This is a genomic window from Rhizobacter sp. P3_C12 (assembly GCF_056402735.1).
Genome location: NZ_JBFUGW010000009.1, coordinates 14,891 through 29,999 on the forward strand (window position 1 = coordinate 14,891; position 15,109 = coordinate 29,999).

The 15,109-nt window shown below is 69.2% G+C and carries 12 protein-coding genes and 1 pseudogene; 4 read left to right on the plus strand and 9 right to left on the minus strand.

Annotated features, from left to right (window positions below; translation table 11 throughout):
* Positions 1-3: 3 nt before the first annotated feature.
* Together AC1DXV_RS03235 and AC1DXV_RS03240 are read right to left on the minus strand one after the other, a co-directional pair.
* A complete protein-coding gene (locus tag AC1DXV_RS03235) occupies positions 4-3,276 on the minus strand; it encodes a sensor histidine kinase (RefSeq protein WP_477932466.1) in 3,273 nt (1,090 codons plus the stop codon).
* Positions 3,277-3,284: 8 nt separating this feature from the next.
* Entirely contained in the window at positions 3,285-5,096 is a 1,812-nt protein-coding gene (locus tag AC1DXV_RS03240) for a response regulator (RefSeq protein WP_477869616.1), read from the minus strand.
* Positions 5,097-5,224: 128 nt separating this feature from the next.
* Here AC1DXV_RS03240 and AC1DXV_RS03245 point away from each other — a divergent pair, with 128 nt between their 5' ends.
* On the plus strand, positions 5,225-5,698 hold the full coding sequence (locus AC1DXV_RS03245) for a hypothetical protein (protein ID WP_477869615.1): 474 nt from the start codon (positions 5,225-5,227) through the stop codon (positions 5,696-5,698).
* A 62-nt stretch (positions 5,699-5,760) separates the two neighbouring features.
* Complete coding sequence (locus AC1DXV_RS03250) at positions 5,761-6,270, plus strand: ureidoglycolate lyase (RefSeq protein ID WP_477932468.1); 510 nt, start codon at positions 5,761-5,763, stop codon at positions 6,268-6,270.
* 16 nt (positions 6,271-6,286) lie between these two features.
* Here AC1DXV_RS03250 and AC1DXV_RS03255 read toward each other — a convergent pair whose 3' ends face one another.
* From AC1DXV_RS03255 to AC1DXV_RS03275, 5 genes are read right to left on the minus strand one after another with little or no spacing between them, the layout of a single operon-like run.
* Positions 6,287-7,273 (minus strand): ABC transporter ATP-binding protein, encoded by a 987-nt coding sequence (locus AC1DXV_RS03255; protein ID WP_477932488.1) that lies wholly within the window; start codon positions 7,271-7,273, stop codon positions 6,287-6,289.
* A gap of 21 nt (positions 7,274-7,294) precedes the next feature.
* Complete coding sequence (locus AC1DXV_RS03260; protein WP_477932470.1) at positions 7,295-8,329, minus strand: ABC transporter ATP-binding protein; 1,035 nt, start codon at positions 8,327-8,329, stop codon at positions 7,295-7,297.
* The gene (locus AC1DXV_RS03265) at positions 8,326-9,195 is read right to left on the minus strand and encodes an ABC transporter permease (protein ID WP_477868730.1); all 870 of its coding nucleotides are present in this window, start codon (positions 9,193-9,195) and stop codon (positions 8,326-8,328) included. Before AC1DXV_RS03265 ends, AC1DXV_RS03260 begins: the two co-directional genes overlap by 4 nt.
* Positions 9,196-9,232: 37 nt before the next feature.
* Positions 9,233-10,186 carry an ABC transporter permease gene (locus tag AC1DXV_RS03270; RefSeq protein ID WP_477868726.1) on the minus strand — a complete coding sequence of 318 codons (954 nt, stop codon included), beginning with the start codon at positions 10,184-10,186 and terminating at the stop codon, positions 9,233-9,235.
* Positions 10,187-10,188: 2 nt separating this feature from the next.
* Positions 10,189-11,817, minus strand: coding sequence for an ABC transporter substrate-binding protein (locus AC1DXV_RS03275; protein ID WP_477868732.1), 1,629 nt, complete (start codon positions 11,815-11,817; stop codon positions 10,189-10,191).
* 246 nt (positions 11,818-12,063) lie between these two features.
* Here AC1DXV_RS03275 and AC1DXV_RS03280 point away from each other — a divergent pair, with 246 nt between their 5' ends.
* Entirely contained in the window at positions 12,064-13,323 is a 1,260-nt protein-coding gene (locus AC1DXV_RS03280) for a Zn-dependent hydrolase (RefSeq protein ID WP_477868728.1), read from the plus strand.
* Between the two features lie 76 nt (positions 13,324-13,399).
* Here AC1DXV_RS03280 and AC1DXV_RS03285 read toward each other — a convergent pair whose 3' ends face one another.
* Together AC1DXV_RS03285 and AC1DXV_RS03290 are read right to left on the minus strand one after the other, a co-directional pair.
* Complete coding sequence (locus tag AC1DXV_RS03285) at positions 13,400-14,221, minus strand: IclR family transcriptional regulator (RefSeq protein WP_477932472.1); 822 nt, start codon at positions 14,219-14,221, stop codon at positions 13,400-13,402.
* 35 nt (positions 14,222-14,256) lie between these two features.
* Positions 14,257-14,823: pseudogene (locus tag AC1DXV_RS03290) on the minus strand (hypothetical protein); the annotation flags it as partial.
* On the opposite strand from AC1DXV_RS03290, the gene AC1DXV_RS03295 reads away from it, so the two are divergent.
* Complete coding sequence (locus AC1DXV_RS03295) at positions 14,824-15,099, plus strand: hypothetical protein (RefSeq protein ID WP_477868321.1); 276 nt, start codon at positions 14,824-14,826, stop codon at positions 15,097-15,099.
* Positions 15,100-15,109 lie beyond the last annotated feature (10 nt).

The following is a 15,109-nucleotide window of genomic DNA, read 5'->3' on the forward strand; positions in this document are numbered from 1 at the left end:
GCCTTAGCGGTCGGCGTTCTCCGCGGGGGGGCGCCCGCGCCGGAATGCATCCCACCAGTGCCAGGTCTGCGCGGCCGCATCGTAGGCGGTGCGGCCGGGCACCCGGAGCTCCACCTCGGTGCCGCGCCCGATCGTGCTGCGGACCTCCAGTTGCCCACCGATGATGCCGGCGCGCTCGCGCATGCCTGGCAACCCGAAGTGGCTGGCGGGCTGCTGGCCCGCGATCGTCGCCGCTTCGATGCCTTTGCCGTCGTCGGCGATCGTCAGCCGGAACTGCCGCACGCCGTAGTGCAGCGTGACGGTGATGTGCCGTGCCTCGGCGTGGCGGAAGCTGTTGCGCAGCGCCTCGCCGGCGATGCGCCACGCCTCCTCGCGCACGAGCGGGTTCAAGTGGCGCGTCGCTCCGTCGACCGCGACGCCGGCGACAGGCGCGTTGGCCGCCGGATGGGCGTTGGTCAAGTCGGCGCCGATCGCAGCGATCGCCTCGGCGAGGTCATTGACCTCGACCGTCGAGCTGCGCAGGCCCTGCACGGCCTCGCGCCCTTCGACGATCGCCGACTCTGCACGCTCGAGAGCGAGCTCGAGCCGCTGTTTCGCTTCGAGCGGCCGCTCCGGCAGGGCGTTGAGGGCCGTACGGAACCAGAGCAGCGACGCCTGATAGGTCTGCAGCAGCGTGTCGTGCAGCTCGCGCGCGATGCGTGCACGCTCGCCGAGCCGCGCATAGAGCGCGATCGCGAATCGGCGGTGCAACTGGCGCACGCGCAAGCGGTACGCGAGCCAGAGCGTCGTGAGCAGCAATGCGGCGGCGAGGACCCGGAAATACCACGTCGCATACCACGGCGGCGGAACGCGGATCCTGAGCGCGAGCTCGCTGTCGCTCCAGTCTCCGCGGGCGCCGCGCGCCTGGACCAGAAACGTGTAATTGCCCGTCGGCAGCATCGTGTACGTCGCGCTGCGCCGGGCGCTGTCCGTCTCGTTCCATTTCGTCTCCAAGCCCTCGAGCCGGTACCGGTAGCGCGTGCGCGCCGGATCGGCATAGTTCAAGGCGGCGAAGTCGAACGACACGATGCTGCGCGATTCAAGCTCCAGCGAAGCAGCGGACCAGATGGGCCGCATCAGCGGCGCGCTTCCGGGCAGCACCGGTTCGCCGAACAAGCGAAAGCCGGTCAAGAACACCGGCAGCGCGAGCTGGCGCTCGACGACCTGCCCGGGGAAGAACGCCACCAGCCCCTTCTGCGAGCCGAAGAACATCTCCCCGCTGGAGCTTTGGGCGGCGACCACGGGCGCAGCGAACCGATCGCTCAACAGGCCATCCGACGCGTGATAGTTCGTGAAGGTCTCGGCGTGCGGATCGAAGCGCGACAGCCCGTTCGGGGTGCTGACCCACAGGCGTCCGTCGTCTTCCTCCAGGATGCCGAGCACCGTGTCCGCGGGAAGCCCGGAGCGCGAGTCGTACGCCTTGAATGTCGCGTCGCGAGGATCGAGCTTGCCCAGCCCGCGGAAGGTCGCGGCCCACACCGTGCCCGCGCGGTCGACGTGAACCGAATTGACGCGGTTGTGGCCGGGCGGCTGCGCGGCACGGAGCTCGGTGGCGAAGACCTTGAAGGTGCCTTCGCGGGGATCGAAACGGTGCACGCCGCGTGACGACGTCGCCAGCCACAGCACACCGCTCGCGTCCTCCGCGATCGAGCGGTACTGGACCAGGCTTTTCGGTTGCGGGCTGAAGGTCGAGAACTGCTCCGTCGCGGGCTCCCAGCGGCTCAGGCCGAAATCCGTCGCGGCCCACAGGCTGCCGCCGCGATCGACCCGCAACGCCGTGACCCGGTTGTGGTTCAGCGATCGCGGATTGGATGCATCGTGGGCGTAGGTCGTGGTCCGGCCCGAACCGGGATCGAAGCGAACGAGACCGTTGCTGCTCGTGCCGAACCACAGGGTGCCGGAGCGGTCCTTCGCGATCGCGCTGACCCCTCGCGCGAAGGCCGGCCGGTCGACCTGCGTGACCTGACCCGTCGTGCGGTCGACACGGTTCAAGCCGCGCTCGGTGCCGATCCACAGGGTGTCCGGATCTTCCGCGTACGCCGCGGTCACCGCGCCTTTGCCCAGGCTTTGCGGGACCGCTTGCTGGTGGCGGTACGACCGGAAGCGCAGACGCTCGGTGTCGAAGCGGTAGACGATCCCCGCCTTCGTCGTCGACCAGAAGCTCCCATTGCGATCCTTGAACAGGCCGACGACGAGGTCGTCGCGCAAGCCGTCGGGATCGTCGGGGTTGCTCTGGTACCAGATCGCGTGCGTGCGTTCCGGCGTCAGCTTCACGAGGCCGAGCTTGTTGGTCGCGAGCCAGAGCGCCCGGTCGTGATCCTCCTGGATCGACACGACGCCGGAGGAGGCGTTCGGCGTCTGCTCGCCGTTGCGGAACGCATAGACCGTGACTTCGCCGTCGGCGACGTTGACCGAGGCCAGGTCACCTCCGGAGGACAGACCGAACCACAGCGTTCCACTGCTGTCCTGAAACGGCCTCGACGGAAAGCCCGTGGGGACGAACTTGCGTCCGGAACCCGTCTCGAGCCTGATGTGGCGGATGACCTTGCCCGAGCGCCGATCGAGCGTGTAGAGCCCCTCGCTGCTGGTGACCCACAGGGTGCCGTCCTGCACGGCAGCCATCGCGATGACGCGCGTCTCGCCGACCGCGGGCGTGTAGCGCGGCCGATGGCAGGTCGTCTTCGACGTGACCGGATCGAGGGCCGTCACGCCGTCGTCCGTCGCGAGCCAGATCACCCCGTCCTGATCCTCGATGATGTCGTGAGCGATCGCGACGGTGCCGCAGCCGTCGTTGGGCGACCGGTATTGCGTGAAGCTGCCGGTCGCAGGGTCGTACCGATTGAGCGAGTCGTCGGCACCGATCCACAGCCGACCCGCGCGATCGCTCGCCAGCGAGTTGCCGATGAGGAAGCCGACGCTGTTCGCGCTCTGGCCATCCGGGACCTTCATGAACCCGTAGCCGTCGTAGCGCCGCAATCCGTCCGCGGTGCTCATCCAGAGAAACCCGTACCGGTCCTGCGCCATCCGTCGCACCCCGGGAGGCGCGGAGGGCGAGGGCAGCGGGTGAAACTGGATCGGTGCACCCACGGCGAGAGCAACGTCGACGACGCGGATCTCCTGCGCTCGAGCGAACCCGCAGATCGCCAGCGTGGCAAGCGCGGAGAACAGCGCAACGGCGTCACGGCCCCAACGCTTCATGTGGCCTCCGAGGCTCGCGCCTGCCCAGATCGGATTCACGCCGCCGCTCAGTCAGCGCCTGCGGTCGGGTCGGTCCGTGGCAGGCCGAGCTGCTCTGCGATGTGGGCCTGCAGCATCTCCAGGGACACGGGCTTGGTCAGGAACACGTTGACGCCGGCCAGCAGGCAGGCGGCACGGTGCTCTGCGGTGGCCGAGGCCGAAATCGCGATCACGGGCACCGCGTTCAGGTCGGCATCCCGCCGCAGCCGGCGCGTGGCCTCCATGCCGTCCACCAACGGCATCACGCTGTCCATCAGGATCAGGTCCGGCCGGAAGCTCCTCGCGGCCGCCAGCAATTCGCTGCCGTCGCAGGCCTGCGCCACGTCGAAGCCGGCGTTGGTGAGGAAGTCGCACAGCAGTGCGCGGTTCTCCGCCACGTCGTCGACCACCAGCACGCGCCGCGGCGGCCCCGGGTAGCGCGCCACGCCATGCACCTTCCGGGGGGCAGACTGCGCCGGCTGGGCCACCGGCAACGGCAGCTCCACCCGAAAGCGGGAGCCGTGACCGAACTCGCTGCTCACCTGCACCTGACCGCCCATGTCGTTCACCAGCGCGCGCGTGATCGCGAGGCCCAGCCCGGTACCGCCGCTGCGGCTGTGCACATCGCCCGCCTGCTCGAAGGGCTCGAAGATGCGGTCCAGATCGTCGGGGCGCATGCCGACGCCGGTGTCCTCGACGTCCAGCCGCAGCAGCACCTGCGCCGCGCCTGTCGGCTCGGCACTGGCGCGCAACGTGACCGTGCCCTGGTCGGTGAACTTGATCGCGTTGCCTGTCAGGTTCAGCAGCACCTGCCGCAGCCGGCGCTCGTCGGCCAGAACCGCCTGCGGCAAGCCTGCCCCGGCATCGAACACGAAAGCCAGGCGTTTCCCGTGGGCCTTGACCTGCATCAGGTTCACCACCGTCTGCAAGGCGTTCGCCAGGTTCACCGACTCCAGGTTCAGCTCCGTGCGGCCTGCCTCGATGCGTGCCAGGTCGAGGATGTCGTCGATCAGCGCGAGGAGGTGCTCCCCACTCTGATGAATGACGTCCACGCCGCGCGCTTGCCGTGCGCTCAGGCCGCCGTCCAGGGTCAGCAATTGCGCGTAGCCGAGCACGGCATTCAGCGGCGTGCGCAATTCGTGGCTCATGTTGGCGAGGAACTCGCTCTTCGCGCGATTGGCGGCCTCGGCGGCATGCCGGGCATCACGCTCGGTCTGGACCATGCCCCGATGGAGTTCGGTCATCGCGGCCTGCGAACGATCCTGGGTGTCCAGCTTCGACAGGATGTTCTGCACCTGGCCTTCAACCGTCTCTTCGCTGAGCCGGAGTGCCCGGGAGATCTCCTTGTAGGCGTTGCCCTGCGCGATGAATCGCAGGACGCTGATCTCTGCCGGCGTGAGGCCTTCGTCCGTGATCTGCTCGGCCAGTTCGAACGACACTTCCGAGGGAAGCACCTTGCGGCCGGCGTGCACCGCGCGGATGGCGTCGAGCAGTTCCTTGTGCAAGGCGCTCTTCAGCAGGTAGCCGCGAGCGCCGGCCTGCAAGGCGCGCTGCGCCTGGGCGTCGTCGGCATAGGTGGTGAGCACGATGATCCGAGCGTCGGGGAACTCGGCCCGGATCGCGCCGATCGCATCGAGCCCGCCCATCCCGGGCATCTGCAGATCCATGAGCGTGACGTCGGGGTGGTGCGCCCGGAACTGCTGGATCGCCTCGCGGCCGTTCGCCGCTTCGGCCACCAGGGCCATGTCCGTCTCCACGGACAGCAGTGTCTCGATGCCCTGCCGCACGAGCGGGTGGTCGTCGACACAGAGAACCTGGATGCGGGTCAGTTCTTCGGTCATTCGCAGATCTCGCTGGGTGCAGACATCTTGCGCAAGATGCCCGATCGGACCGGTAGCGATCTACTGTACGCCCCGCACCTCCGGGTTCACTGAACGATCATTGCGACGAAGCGCGCAAAGATCATTCCATGGATGCGCCGTTTATCAACCGGCCCAGCGTCAATAGAGTCTCGTTCATCCCCAGCACCCATCAGGAGACCGGCACACATGACAACGACGCGGGCAAGTACGCCGTGTCGACCGGCACCTCCGGCGACTTCCTGCCGGTGGAGTCGTCCAGCGTCCGCTTCGTGCTGCCGAGCAGCGATCCGTTCCTCAGCTGGGCGCAGACCGGCGCGATCTTCAAGGATGCAAAGCACCCGGCCGCAGCGAAGTTGTACGTCAGCTGGACGCTGTCGTTGCCGCGGGCCTCGAATCCGCGACCGTTTCCGATCCGCAAGGACGTCGCGCCACCGGCGGGCTACAAGACGATCGACCAGCACAACACCAGCCCCGAGGACTTCCGCGCGTTCATGCGCGACCGTGCCCGTGTCGAGCGGCTCAAGAGCCTGTTCGAACGGCTGATCGGGCCGGTGCAAGGCATTTCGCCCCTGAAGGACTGAACGGTGTGGCGACGCCGGCGGCAGCCAGCGAATTGACGGAGGCAGCGGGCAGAATCTGCCCGATGAACCTGCCGCCGCCCCGTCGTCTCGTCCCGCAGCCGCTGACATCCGCAGCCTTCGCACCCTACGGCACCGTGCTGCAAGCCCCAGGCGGCACGGGCCGGCCCATCAACGGTGGCACGTCGCAGCGTTTCGACCTGGTCGACGACCTGCAGCTCCAGCTGCAGGGTGGGCGGCCGGCGCTGGCGATCTTCCGCGCCACGGCCCGGCGCTTCCCGCACAGCGTCGACGAGATGGAACGGCACGCACTCGGCAGCCAGAGCTTCGTGCCACTTGGCGCGCGCCGCTTCGTGATCGTGGTGGCGGCCGCCGGCCCACTGCCCGAGGCGCCGGACCTGGCGGCCTTCATCACGGATGGCGAACAGGGCGTGACGCTCGCGCCGGGCACCTGGCACCACGCGCTGCTGGCCGTCGATGCCGGTGACTTCGTGGTGCTCGAACGGGCGGCGCCGCAGGTCGATTGCGACGTGCACCGACCGGCCCGGGCGGCCGTCGTCGATCAGGCCTGGTGAGCCAGGCGTTCGGCCGTCAAGGCAGCGCGCGCACCAGCCCGGCCGCGGCATCGGTGCGCAGGCAGCGCGCCTGGTGGCCCGGCGACAGCAGCACCGGCTCGGGTTGGAGGCTGCGGCATTCGGCCACCGCGAGCTTGCAGCGCTCGGCAAAGGCACAGCCCGGCGGCAATGCCGACAGGTCGGGAGGCGCGCCGCCGATGGTCTCGAGCCGGGTGCCGCGCGCCAGCGCGCCGTGGGCCCGGCTGCCCAGCAGGGCGATGGTGTACGGATGGCGCGGCGAGCGGATCAGCTCGCGGGCGCTGCCCTCCTCGACGATGCGGCCGGCATACATCACCGCGATGCGATCGGCCACCTCGACCGCCGCGCCGATGTCATGGGTGACGAAGATCACCGACAGCCCGAGCTCGCGCTGCAACTCGCGCAGCAGCAGCAGGATCTGGATCTGCACCGTGGCATCGAGGGCGGTGGTCGGCTCGTCGGCCAGCAGCAGTTGCGGCCGGCACGCCAGGGCCAGCGCAATCATCGCGCGCTGGCGCATGCCGCCCGACATCTCGTGCGGGTAGGCCGCCAGCCGGCGCTCGGGGCTCGGGATGCGCACCTGCTCGAACAGCGCCAGCGCGCGTTGTTTCGCGGCGGCCGCCGACACCTTCTCGTGCCGCCGGATGGATTCGACGATCTGCGCCCCCACCGAGTACACCGGGTCGAGCGCGAGCAGCGGCTCCTGGAAGATCATCGACGCGACCTTGCCGCGGAACGCCGCCAGCTCGCCGGCCGACATCGCCAGCACGTCGCGGCCCGCCACCTTCACGCTGCCACTGATGCGGGTGCGCCGCTCGGGATGCAGGCGCAGCAGCGTGCGCAGCGTGACGCTCTTGCCCGAACCCGATTCGCCGATCAGCGCCAGCACCTGCCCGCGCTGCACCTGCAGGCTGACGCCGCTGACGGCCTGCACCGGCGTGCGTCCGCCGGAGAAGACGACGCCCAGGTCATGCAGTTCCACCATCGGCTCTTCCATCGCTTGGTCCTAGGTCGCTGCCGGGTGGCCGCTGTCCGGTTCGTGCATCAGGCAGGCCACGGTGTGTGCGCCGCGCCGTTCTGCCAGCACGGGCGCGCGCTGGCTGCACACCGGTGCGGCGTCGGGGCAGCGCGGATGGAAGCGGCAGCCCGCGGGCGGGTCGATCGGGTTCGGCGGATCGCCCGCCAGCAGCGCCCGTTCGGTGCGGTGGTCCGGGTCCATCGACGGCATCGACGACAGCAGCGCCCGCGTGTAGGGGTGCAGCGGCCCGGCGTAGAGAGACTCCGACGGCCCGAGCTCGGCCACGCCGCCCAGGTACATCACCATCACGCGATCGCTCAGGTAGCGCACCACCTGCAGGTCGTGGCTGATGAAGACGTAGGTGAGGCCGAACTCGGCCTTCAGGTCGAGCAGCAGGTTGATGACCTGCGCCTCGACCGACTTGTCGAGCGCCGACACCGCCTCGTCGAGGATCAGCAGCCGCGGCTGCAGCGCGAGCGCCCGGGCGATGTTGACCCGCTGGCGCTGCCCGCCCGACAGCTCGTGCGGATAGCGTTCGGCGAAGCGCTGCGGCTCGAGCCCGACGCGGGCCAGCAGGTCGCGGGCCCGCTGCACCGCCGGCCGACGGCCGCTGCCGTGCACCTGGGGCCCGAAGGCGATCGAGTCCTCGATCGTCAGCCGCGGGTTCAGCGAGGCATAGCTGTCCTGGAACACCATCTGGACCTGGCGGTGGAACTGCTTCAGCGGCAGCTCGCGGCCACCCACGGTGCGGCCGTCGAACACCACTTCGCCCGCGGTCGGCCGGATCAGCTGCATCAGCAGCCGCGCGGTGGTCGACTTGCCGCAGCCCGACTCGCCCACCACGCCGAGCGTCTCGCCCTTGCGCACCTCGAAGTCGACGCCGTCGACGGCACGCACGCTGCCGCCGCCGCGGCCGAGGAAGCCCTTGGACAGCGGGTAGTGCTTCTGCAGGCCGCGGATGGTCAGCAGTGGCTGCGCCGGCCCGCCGACGTCGTCATGCACCGGGCGAAGGCTCTCGTTCATGCCTTGTTGTCCATCGCGGAGCGCAGGCCGTCGGAAAGCAGGTTGAAGGTGATCGACGTGATGAAGATCATCGCGCCCGGCAAGGCGGCCACCCACGGCTGCACGTAGATCGCCGTGCGCAGCGTGTTGAGCATCAGGCCCCACTCGGGCTCGGGCGGCTTCACGCCCAGGCCGAGGAACGACAGGCCCGAGGCCAGGATCATCGACACCGCGATCAGGCTGGTCGCGTACACGAAGATCGGCCCCAGCACGTTGCCCAGCACGTGCACGCGCACGATCGTGAAGGCGCCGGCGCCCGATGCCCGCGCCGCCTCGACGTAGTCGCGCCCGCGCACCTGCGTCGTGACGCTTTCGGCGACGCGCGCGATCTGCGGGATGAACACGATCGTCAGCGACACCAGCGAATTGAAGACGCCGGCGCCCAGCGTGCCCGACAGCGCGATCGCCAGCAGCACCGACGGGAAGGCGTAGAACACGTCGACGGTGCGCATGATCGCGGCGTTGACGAAGCCGCCCGCATAGCCCGCGACGATGCCGATGGACGCGCCGAACACGAAGGCGCACAGCACCGGCGTGATGCCCATGAAGAGCGACAGCCGCGCGCCGACGACCAGGCGCGACAGCATGTCGCGGCCCAGCTCGTCGCTGCCCAGCGGCAACCCTGGCGTGCCGATGGGCTTGAGCCGCTGGAGCATCGAGGCCTGGTACGGATCGGCCGGCGCGAGCCAGGGCCCGAACAGCGCGAGCCCCAGCCACAGCAGCACGACGATGGCGGCGCCGACGGCCACCGGATCGCGCAGGAAGCGGTGGCCGACCGAGGCCCAGTAGCCGCGCGAACGCCGTGCAGCCGAGGCCACCGGTGACATGACAAGGGTGCTCACGGCCATCCTTTCCTCACTTTCCTCACCCACGCGCGATGCGCGGATCGAGCAGCGTCTGCAGCATGTCGACCAGCAGGTTCAGCAGCACGAAGAACATTGCCAGCACCAGGATCGTGCCCTGCAGCAGCGGCAGGTCGCGCTGGAAGATGGCGGAGTTCAGCAGGAAGCCGGTGCCCGGCCACGAGAACACCGTCTCGATCAGGATCGAGCCGCCGAGCAGGTAGCCCAGCTGCAGGCCCATCACCGCCAGCGCGGTGGGCGCCGCGTTCTTCACGACGTGCCGGAAGATGCCGAAGCCCGTCAGGCCCTTGGCGCGCAGCCCGACGACGAACTCCTGGTCGAGCAGCTCCGAGACCAGCGCCCGCACCGTGCGCGCGATGATGCCCATCGGGATCACCGACATCGTCAGCGCCGGCAGCAGCAGGTACTGCAGGTGCGCCCCGTCCCAGGCCCAGTCGTCGGAACCGCTGGGTCCGGCACCGGTGGCGGGCAGCCACATCAGCTGCGACGAGAACACGATCACCAGGACCATGCCCAGCCAGTAGTGCGGCACGCTGACGCCCAGCACCGACAGCATCGAGGCCAGCCGGTCGATGAACGAGCGGCGGAAGTAGCCGGCCACGAAGCCGAACAGGCAGCCCAGCGCGAAGCCGATCAGCGTGGCCACCACCGCCAGCCGCAGCGTGTTGATCACGGCCTTGAGCACTTCGCCGACCACCGGCCGGTTGGTCGCGATCGACACGCCCAGGTCGCCGTGCAGGGCCCGCCACAGCCAGGCGACGAACTGCTCGGGGTAGCTGCGGTCGAAACCGTACAACTGCCTCAGCTGCGCCTGCAGCTCGGCCGACGCATCCGGCGGCAGGATGGACACCAGCGGATCGCCCGGCGCCAGGTGCACCAGCGCAAAGCACACCAGCGCGACGCCGAGCATGATGGGCAGCGCAAGCACGATGCGCCGGGCCAGGTGGGCAAGCATGCTCAGTCCATCGTCATCGTCGCGATGTCGATGAACCAGCTCTTCGGCTGCACGACGTTCTTCACCTTGGGCGACATCGCGCGCGGGCCGACGTCGTGCGCGATCCAGACGAAGGGCGCGTCATCGACGATGTGGGCGTGCAGCCTGGCCAGCGCCGCGTTGCGCGCCGTGTCGTCGAAGGCGGTGCGGGCATCGGCCACCAGCTTGTCGACCTCGGCATTGCCGTAGTAGCCCCAGTTGTTGGACACCGGCGGGAAGGTCTTGGTGCTGACGAAGCGCACCATCGCGAAGAACGGGTCCATCGCCGCGAAGCTCACGTTGACGGCGCTGGCGCCGTTGGCCGACGGGTCCTTCGCGCCCTTGCGCCAGTTGGTGAACAGCGTGTTCCACTCGATCACGTCGAACTGCACGTCGAACCAGCACGCCTTCAGCGACTGCTGCACGAACTCGTTCATCGGCAGCGGCTGCATCTGGCCCGAGCCCGAGGCCGAGATCTGCACCTTGACCTTCAACGGCCTGGCGGCCGAGTGGCCGGCCTGGGCCATCAAGGCCTGGCCCGCCTTGACGTCGTAGCGGATGTCGAACGCCGGGTTGCCCCACCACGGGTGGCCCGGCGGCACCGTGCCCTTGGGCTCGGCCATCATGCCGCCCAGCAGCTGCTTGAGGCCGCCGCGGTCGACGCACAGGTTGGCGGCCTGGCGCACGCGCTTGTCGAGCCAGGGCGAGCCTTCGGCGAACGACAGCTGCCACGGCCAGACGTGCGGCTGCGCGTTCGAGTAGATCTTGAAGCCGCGCTGCTGGATCTGCGGCATCGCATCGGGCGAGGGCGCTTCGATCCAGTCGACCTGGCCGCCCAGCAGCGCGGCGGTGCGCGCATTCGCCTCGGGCATCGGGATCAGCACCACCTTGTCGATCTTCGGCGTGCGCTTCGCATCCCAGTAGGCCTTGTTGGCGGCCAGCTCCAGCCGCTCGCGCGAGACGAAGCGCGTGACCTTGAACGGGCCGGACCCCGCAGGATCGGCGGCAAAGGCCGTCCAGGCCTGTTTGGCGCGCTCGGCGGCATCGGTGGTGGCGGCAGGCACCGCCTTGAGCTTGGCGTCCCAGTGCGCGGGCGAGGCCATGAAGAGGTTGGTCAGGTTGATCGGCAGGAAGGAATCGGGCTCGCTGGTGGTGAGCTCCACCGTCAGCTCGTCGATCTTCCTCGCGCTGCGCAGCGTGGGCATGCGCGAGGCGGTCACGCCGACCTGGCTGGCATCGAACTGAGGCGCCGACTTGTCGAGCACCTTGTTGACGTTCCACACCACCGCATCGGCATTGAACGCCGAGCCGTCGTGGAACTTGACGCCGGGACGCAGCTTGAACACCCACTTCGTCCTGTCCTTGGCATCGACCGCCCAGGACGTGGCCAGCGCCGGGATCAGCACGCTGGGGGCGTCGGCCTTCGACAGGTCCCATTGCGTGAGCGAGTCGTAGATCGGGATGCCGGTGAAGCGGTTGCCTTCGAAGCCCTGGTCGGGCTGCCCCAGCGTGCGCGGGATGTCGGCCGCCGTCATCGCGATGCGAAGCACCTTCTCCTGCGCCATGGCGGCCGTGCCGCACAGCAGCGAGAAAGCCATCGCGGGCACGACCATGCGATTGCGCAGGCGCGAAGACAACAACGGGTTCGGGCTCATCGGGTCACCATCCGGGTGGGGTTGAAGGGGTTCACGGGCTCGACACCGGATATGCAAGCGCTGTGCCAAACAGCTTGTCATGTATCGATAATCGATATTGCAAGACTCGTTTTCGATATCTAGCGACTGTTTGTCCATATCATTGGCTCGAAACTTGCTGTCCGCCAGGCGCTGCCGTTCAACCTTCCACCTGCACCTCACCCCGTGAACAACACCCTTTCCGCACCCGCCGCGCTCCAGGTCGATGGAGCGCGCCTGTGGCAATCGCTGATGGACCTGGCGCGCATCGGCGCGACGCCCAAGGGCGGCGTGCGCCGCATCGCGCTGACCGACGAGGACCGCCACGGCCGCGATCTCGTGCTGCACTGGTTCCACGAGGCCGGCATGGCGGTGCGCATCGACGAGGTGGGCAACGTGTTCGCACGGCGCGCCGGCACCGACCCCGCCGCGCGCGCGGTGGCCACGGGCAGCCACATCGACACCCAGCCCTCGGGCGGCAAGTTCGATGGCAACTTCGGCGTGCTCGCGGGCCTCGAAGTGGTGCGCACCCTGAACGATCACGGCATCCGCACGCGCGCACCGATCGAGGTCGCGTTCTGGACCAACGAGGAGGGCACCCGGTTCACGCCGGTGATGATGGGCTCGGGTGCGTTCGCCGGCGTGTTCGACACAGCGCGCATCCTGGGCGAGCGGGACCTGGCCGGGCTGGCGGTGGGCGACGAGCTCGAGCGCATCGGCTACCGCGGCACGCAGGCCTGCGGCGAGGTCCCGGGCGGCATGTTCGCGGCCTACTTCGAGGCGCACATCGAACAGGGGCCGGTGCTCGAAGCGCAGGGCCTGCCGATCGGCGTGGTGCAGGGCGCGCTCGGCCAGCAGTGGTACGACGTGACGGTGACCGGCATGGACGCGCACGCCGGCCCCACGCCGATGGGCCTGCGGCACGATGCGATGCTGGGCACGGCGCGCATGGTCGAGGCGGTCAACCGCATTGCGCTGGCGGAGGCGCCCGACGGCCGCGGCACGGTGGGCTTCGTCCAGGTGACGCCCAATTCACGCAACGTGGTGCCCGGCGAGGTGCGCTTCTCGGTGGACTTTCGCCACGCGCGGCAGACGGGCCTGGACCGCATGGACGCCGCGATGCGGCGCGAGTTCGCGGCCATCGCCGATGCCGGCCGGCTGCAGGTGGCGATTGCGCAGGTGGTGAAGTTCGACCCCTGCGCGTTCGACGCGGCCTGCGTGGGCAGCGTGCGCCGGGCCGCCGAGGCGCTCGGCCTGCCCTGCATGGACATCGTCAGCGGCGCCGGCCACGATGCCGTCTACGTGGCCCGGGTGGCCCCCACCGGCATGATCTTCGTGCCCTGCAAGGACGGCATCAGCCACAACGAGATCGAGGACGCACTGCCCGAGCACATCGCGGCAGGCGCCAACGTGCTGCTGCACGCGATGCTCGACAGGGCGACGTGATCAGCCGACGCCGGGCCGCCCCAAGTCGGCTGAGCGCCCCCTCGGGGGGCAGGAACGCAGTGACGTGGGGTTGTCATCAGTGCGTCATCGCGAGCGAGATCGCGCGCGCGCACTCGATGACCATCGGCGCCAGCTGCTTCTGCGCCTCGTCCATCGTCCAGCGGCTGGTGGGCGGCGACACGTGCACGGCGCCCACCGGGCGGCCGGCACTGTCGATCACCGCCGCCGCCAGGCCCATGTCGCCGAGGAACAGCTCCTCGCAGTTGGTCGCGTAGCCGACCTTGCGGCACAGGGCGACGCGCTTCATGATCGCGTCGACGTCGGTCAGCGTCGCGGCCGTGCGCCGCTCGCGCGCCGAAGCCTCCAGCAGCGTGCGGGCCTGCGCTTCCGGCAGGCGGCTCAGGAAGGCCCGGCCGGAGCTGGTGCAGTACATCGGGATGCGCATGCCCACCGGCGTGAGCACCGGGATGAACTTGGGTGCCAGCAACTGGGCCACGTAGACCATCTCCTGGTCCACCGCCTCGGTGAGGCTGGCCGTCTCGCCGCTGGCATTGGCCAGCTGCGACAGGTAGGGATGCGCCGCGCGGATCAGCGGATGCGCGGCGAGGTAGTTGAACCCGATCTCGATGACCCGGGGCAGCAGCTGGAAGCGGCGCGTCTGCGGATGCTTGCCGATGTAGCCCAGCACCTGCAGCGTGTGCACGGTGCGTTGCACCGAGCCCTTGCTCATGCCGGTGAGGGCGGCCAGCTCGACCAGCGTCATCGTGCGATGCGCGGCGTCGAATGCCCGCAGCACCTGCAGGCCCTTGTCGAGCGACACGTTGTAGAGCGCGTCGGCCGGCGGCGGTTCGGCGACACGCGCCTGCTTCTTCGGAAGCGTTTTCCTGCTCGTTGCCATGCGGCTGAGCTCCGGCTGAGTATCGATGATCGATTCTAGATGACCGACGTTCGATCTCGATGGAGATCAGGCATTCTCTGCCGCCACTGATGTGCCGCGCGCCCTTCGACCACCCGCTGCACGACGAAGGCGGCGTCGCGCGCGACGCCCGAGAAGCGCCCCGATCCCCACGTGTGCAGCCTGGGCAGGCCGATGAAGTAGAGGCCGGGGACGCGGGTCACGCCGCGTTCATGGACGGGATGGCCGCGCCCGTTGAAGACGGGCGCATCGAGCCAGCGGAAATCCGGCGCGAAGCCGATGCACCACACGACGCTCGTGATGCCCGCGCCGCGCAGTGACAGCGATTCGCGCTCCTCGAGCGGTTGCCACAGCGGCCGGTAGGCGTCGCCGGGCGGCGCCTGCAGGCCGCGCTCGGCGACGTGGCGGTCGATCGAGGCGTTGATGCCCTCGTAGGTGCGATCGGCCTGGTCCAGCACCTCGCGCAGCCGCGGTGCGAAGCGCAGCGTGTCGCCGTCGCCGTCCAGTCCGGTGAGCACGCCGTAGAGCTCCATGCCTTCCGTCGCGAAGCGCCGCAGGTTGCCCGCGCTGCCGATGCCCTGGCCGTGCTGCATACCTTGGCATCTTCGCCGGAAACGGCGTCCGAGGCGCTGACGCTGCTGCACGAACTGCAGGTGCATCAGGTCGAACTCGACCTGCAAGCGCAGGAGTTGCATGAATCCCGTGCCGAGCTGGAGGCCGCCCTGCGCCGACAGATTGAGCTCTACGACTTTCAGCCGGTGATGGCAGCCGTGAAGCATCACCATCATCGGCAAGCGCTCGCCGAGCTTGACGCCTGGCGCTGTGAACCAGCCATCGGAAGCGGGCCCTTGGTGCTGTAGGCCATCAGGC

Bases quoted from the DNA above. Each gene is read 5' to 3' on its own strand.
- AC1DXV_RS03240 (WP_477869616.1), bottom strand. From the start codon at position 5,096: ATGACCGAAGAACTGACCCGCATCCAGGTTCTCTGTGTCGACGACCAC.
- AC1DXV_RS03245 (WP_477869615.1), top strand. From the start codon at position 5,225: ATGGATGCGCCGTTTATCAACCGGCCCAGCGTCAATAGAGTCTCGTTC.
- AC1DXV_RS03250 (WP_477932468.1), top strand. From the start codon at position 5,761: ATGAACCTGCCGCCGCCCCGTCGTCTCGTCCCGCAGCCGCTGACATCC.
- AC1DXV_RS03255 (WP_477932488.1), bottom strand. From the start codon at position 7,273: ATGGTGGAACTGCATGACCTGGGCGTCGTCTTCTCCGGCGGACGCACG.
- AC1DXV_RS03260 (WP_477932470.1), bottom strand. From the start codon at position 8,329: ATGAACGAGAGCCTTCGCCCGGTGCATGACGACGTCGGCGGGCCGGCG.
- AC1DXV_RS03265 (WP_477868730.1), bottom strand. From the start codon at position 9,195: ATGTCACCGGTGGCCTCGGCTGCACGGCGTTCGCGCGGCTACTGGGCC.
- AC1DXV_RS03270 (WP_477868726.1), bottom strand. From the start codon at position 10,186: ATGCTTGCCCACCTGGCCCGGCGCATCGTGCTTGCGCTGCCCATCATG.
- AC1DXV_RS03275 (WP_477868732.1), bottom strand. From the start codon at position 11,817: ATGGTCGTGCCCGCGATGGCTTTCTCGCTGCTGTGCGGCACGGCCGCC.
- AC1DXV_RS03285 (WP_477932472.1), bottom strand. From the start codon at position 14,221: ATGGCAACGAGCAGGAAAACGCTTCCGAAGAAGCAGGCGCGTGTCGCC.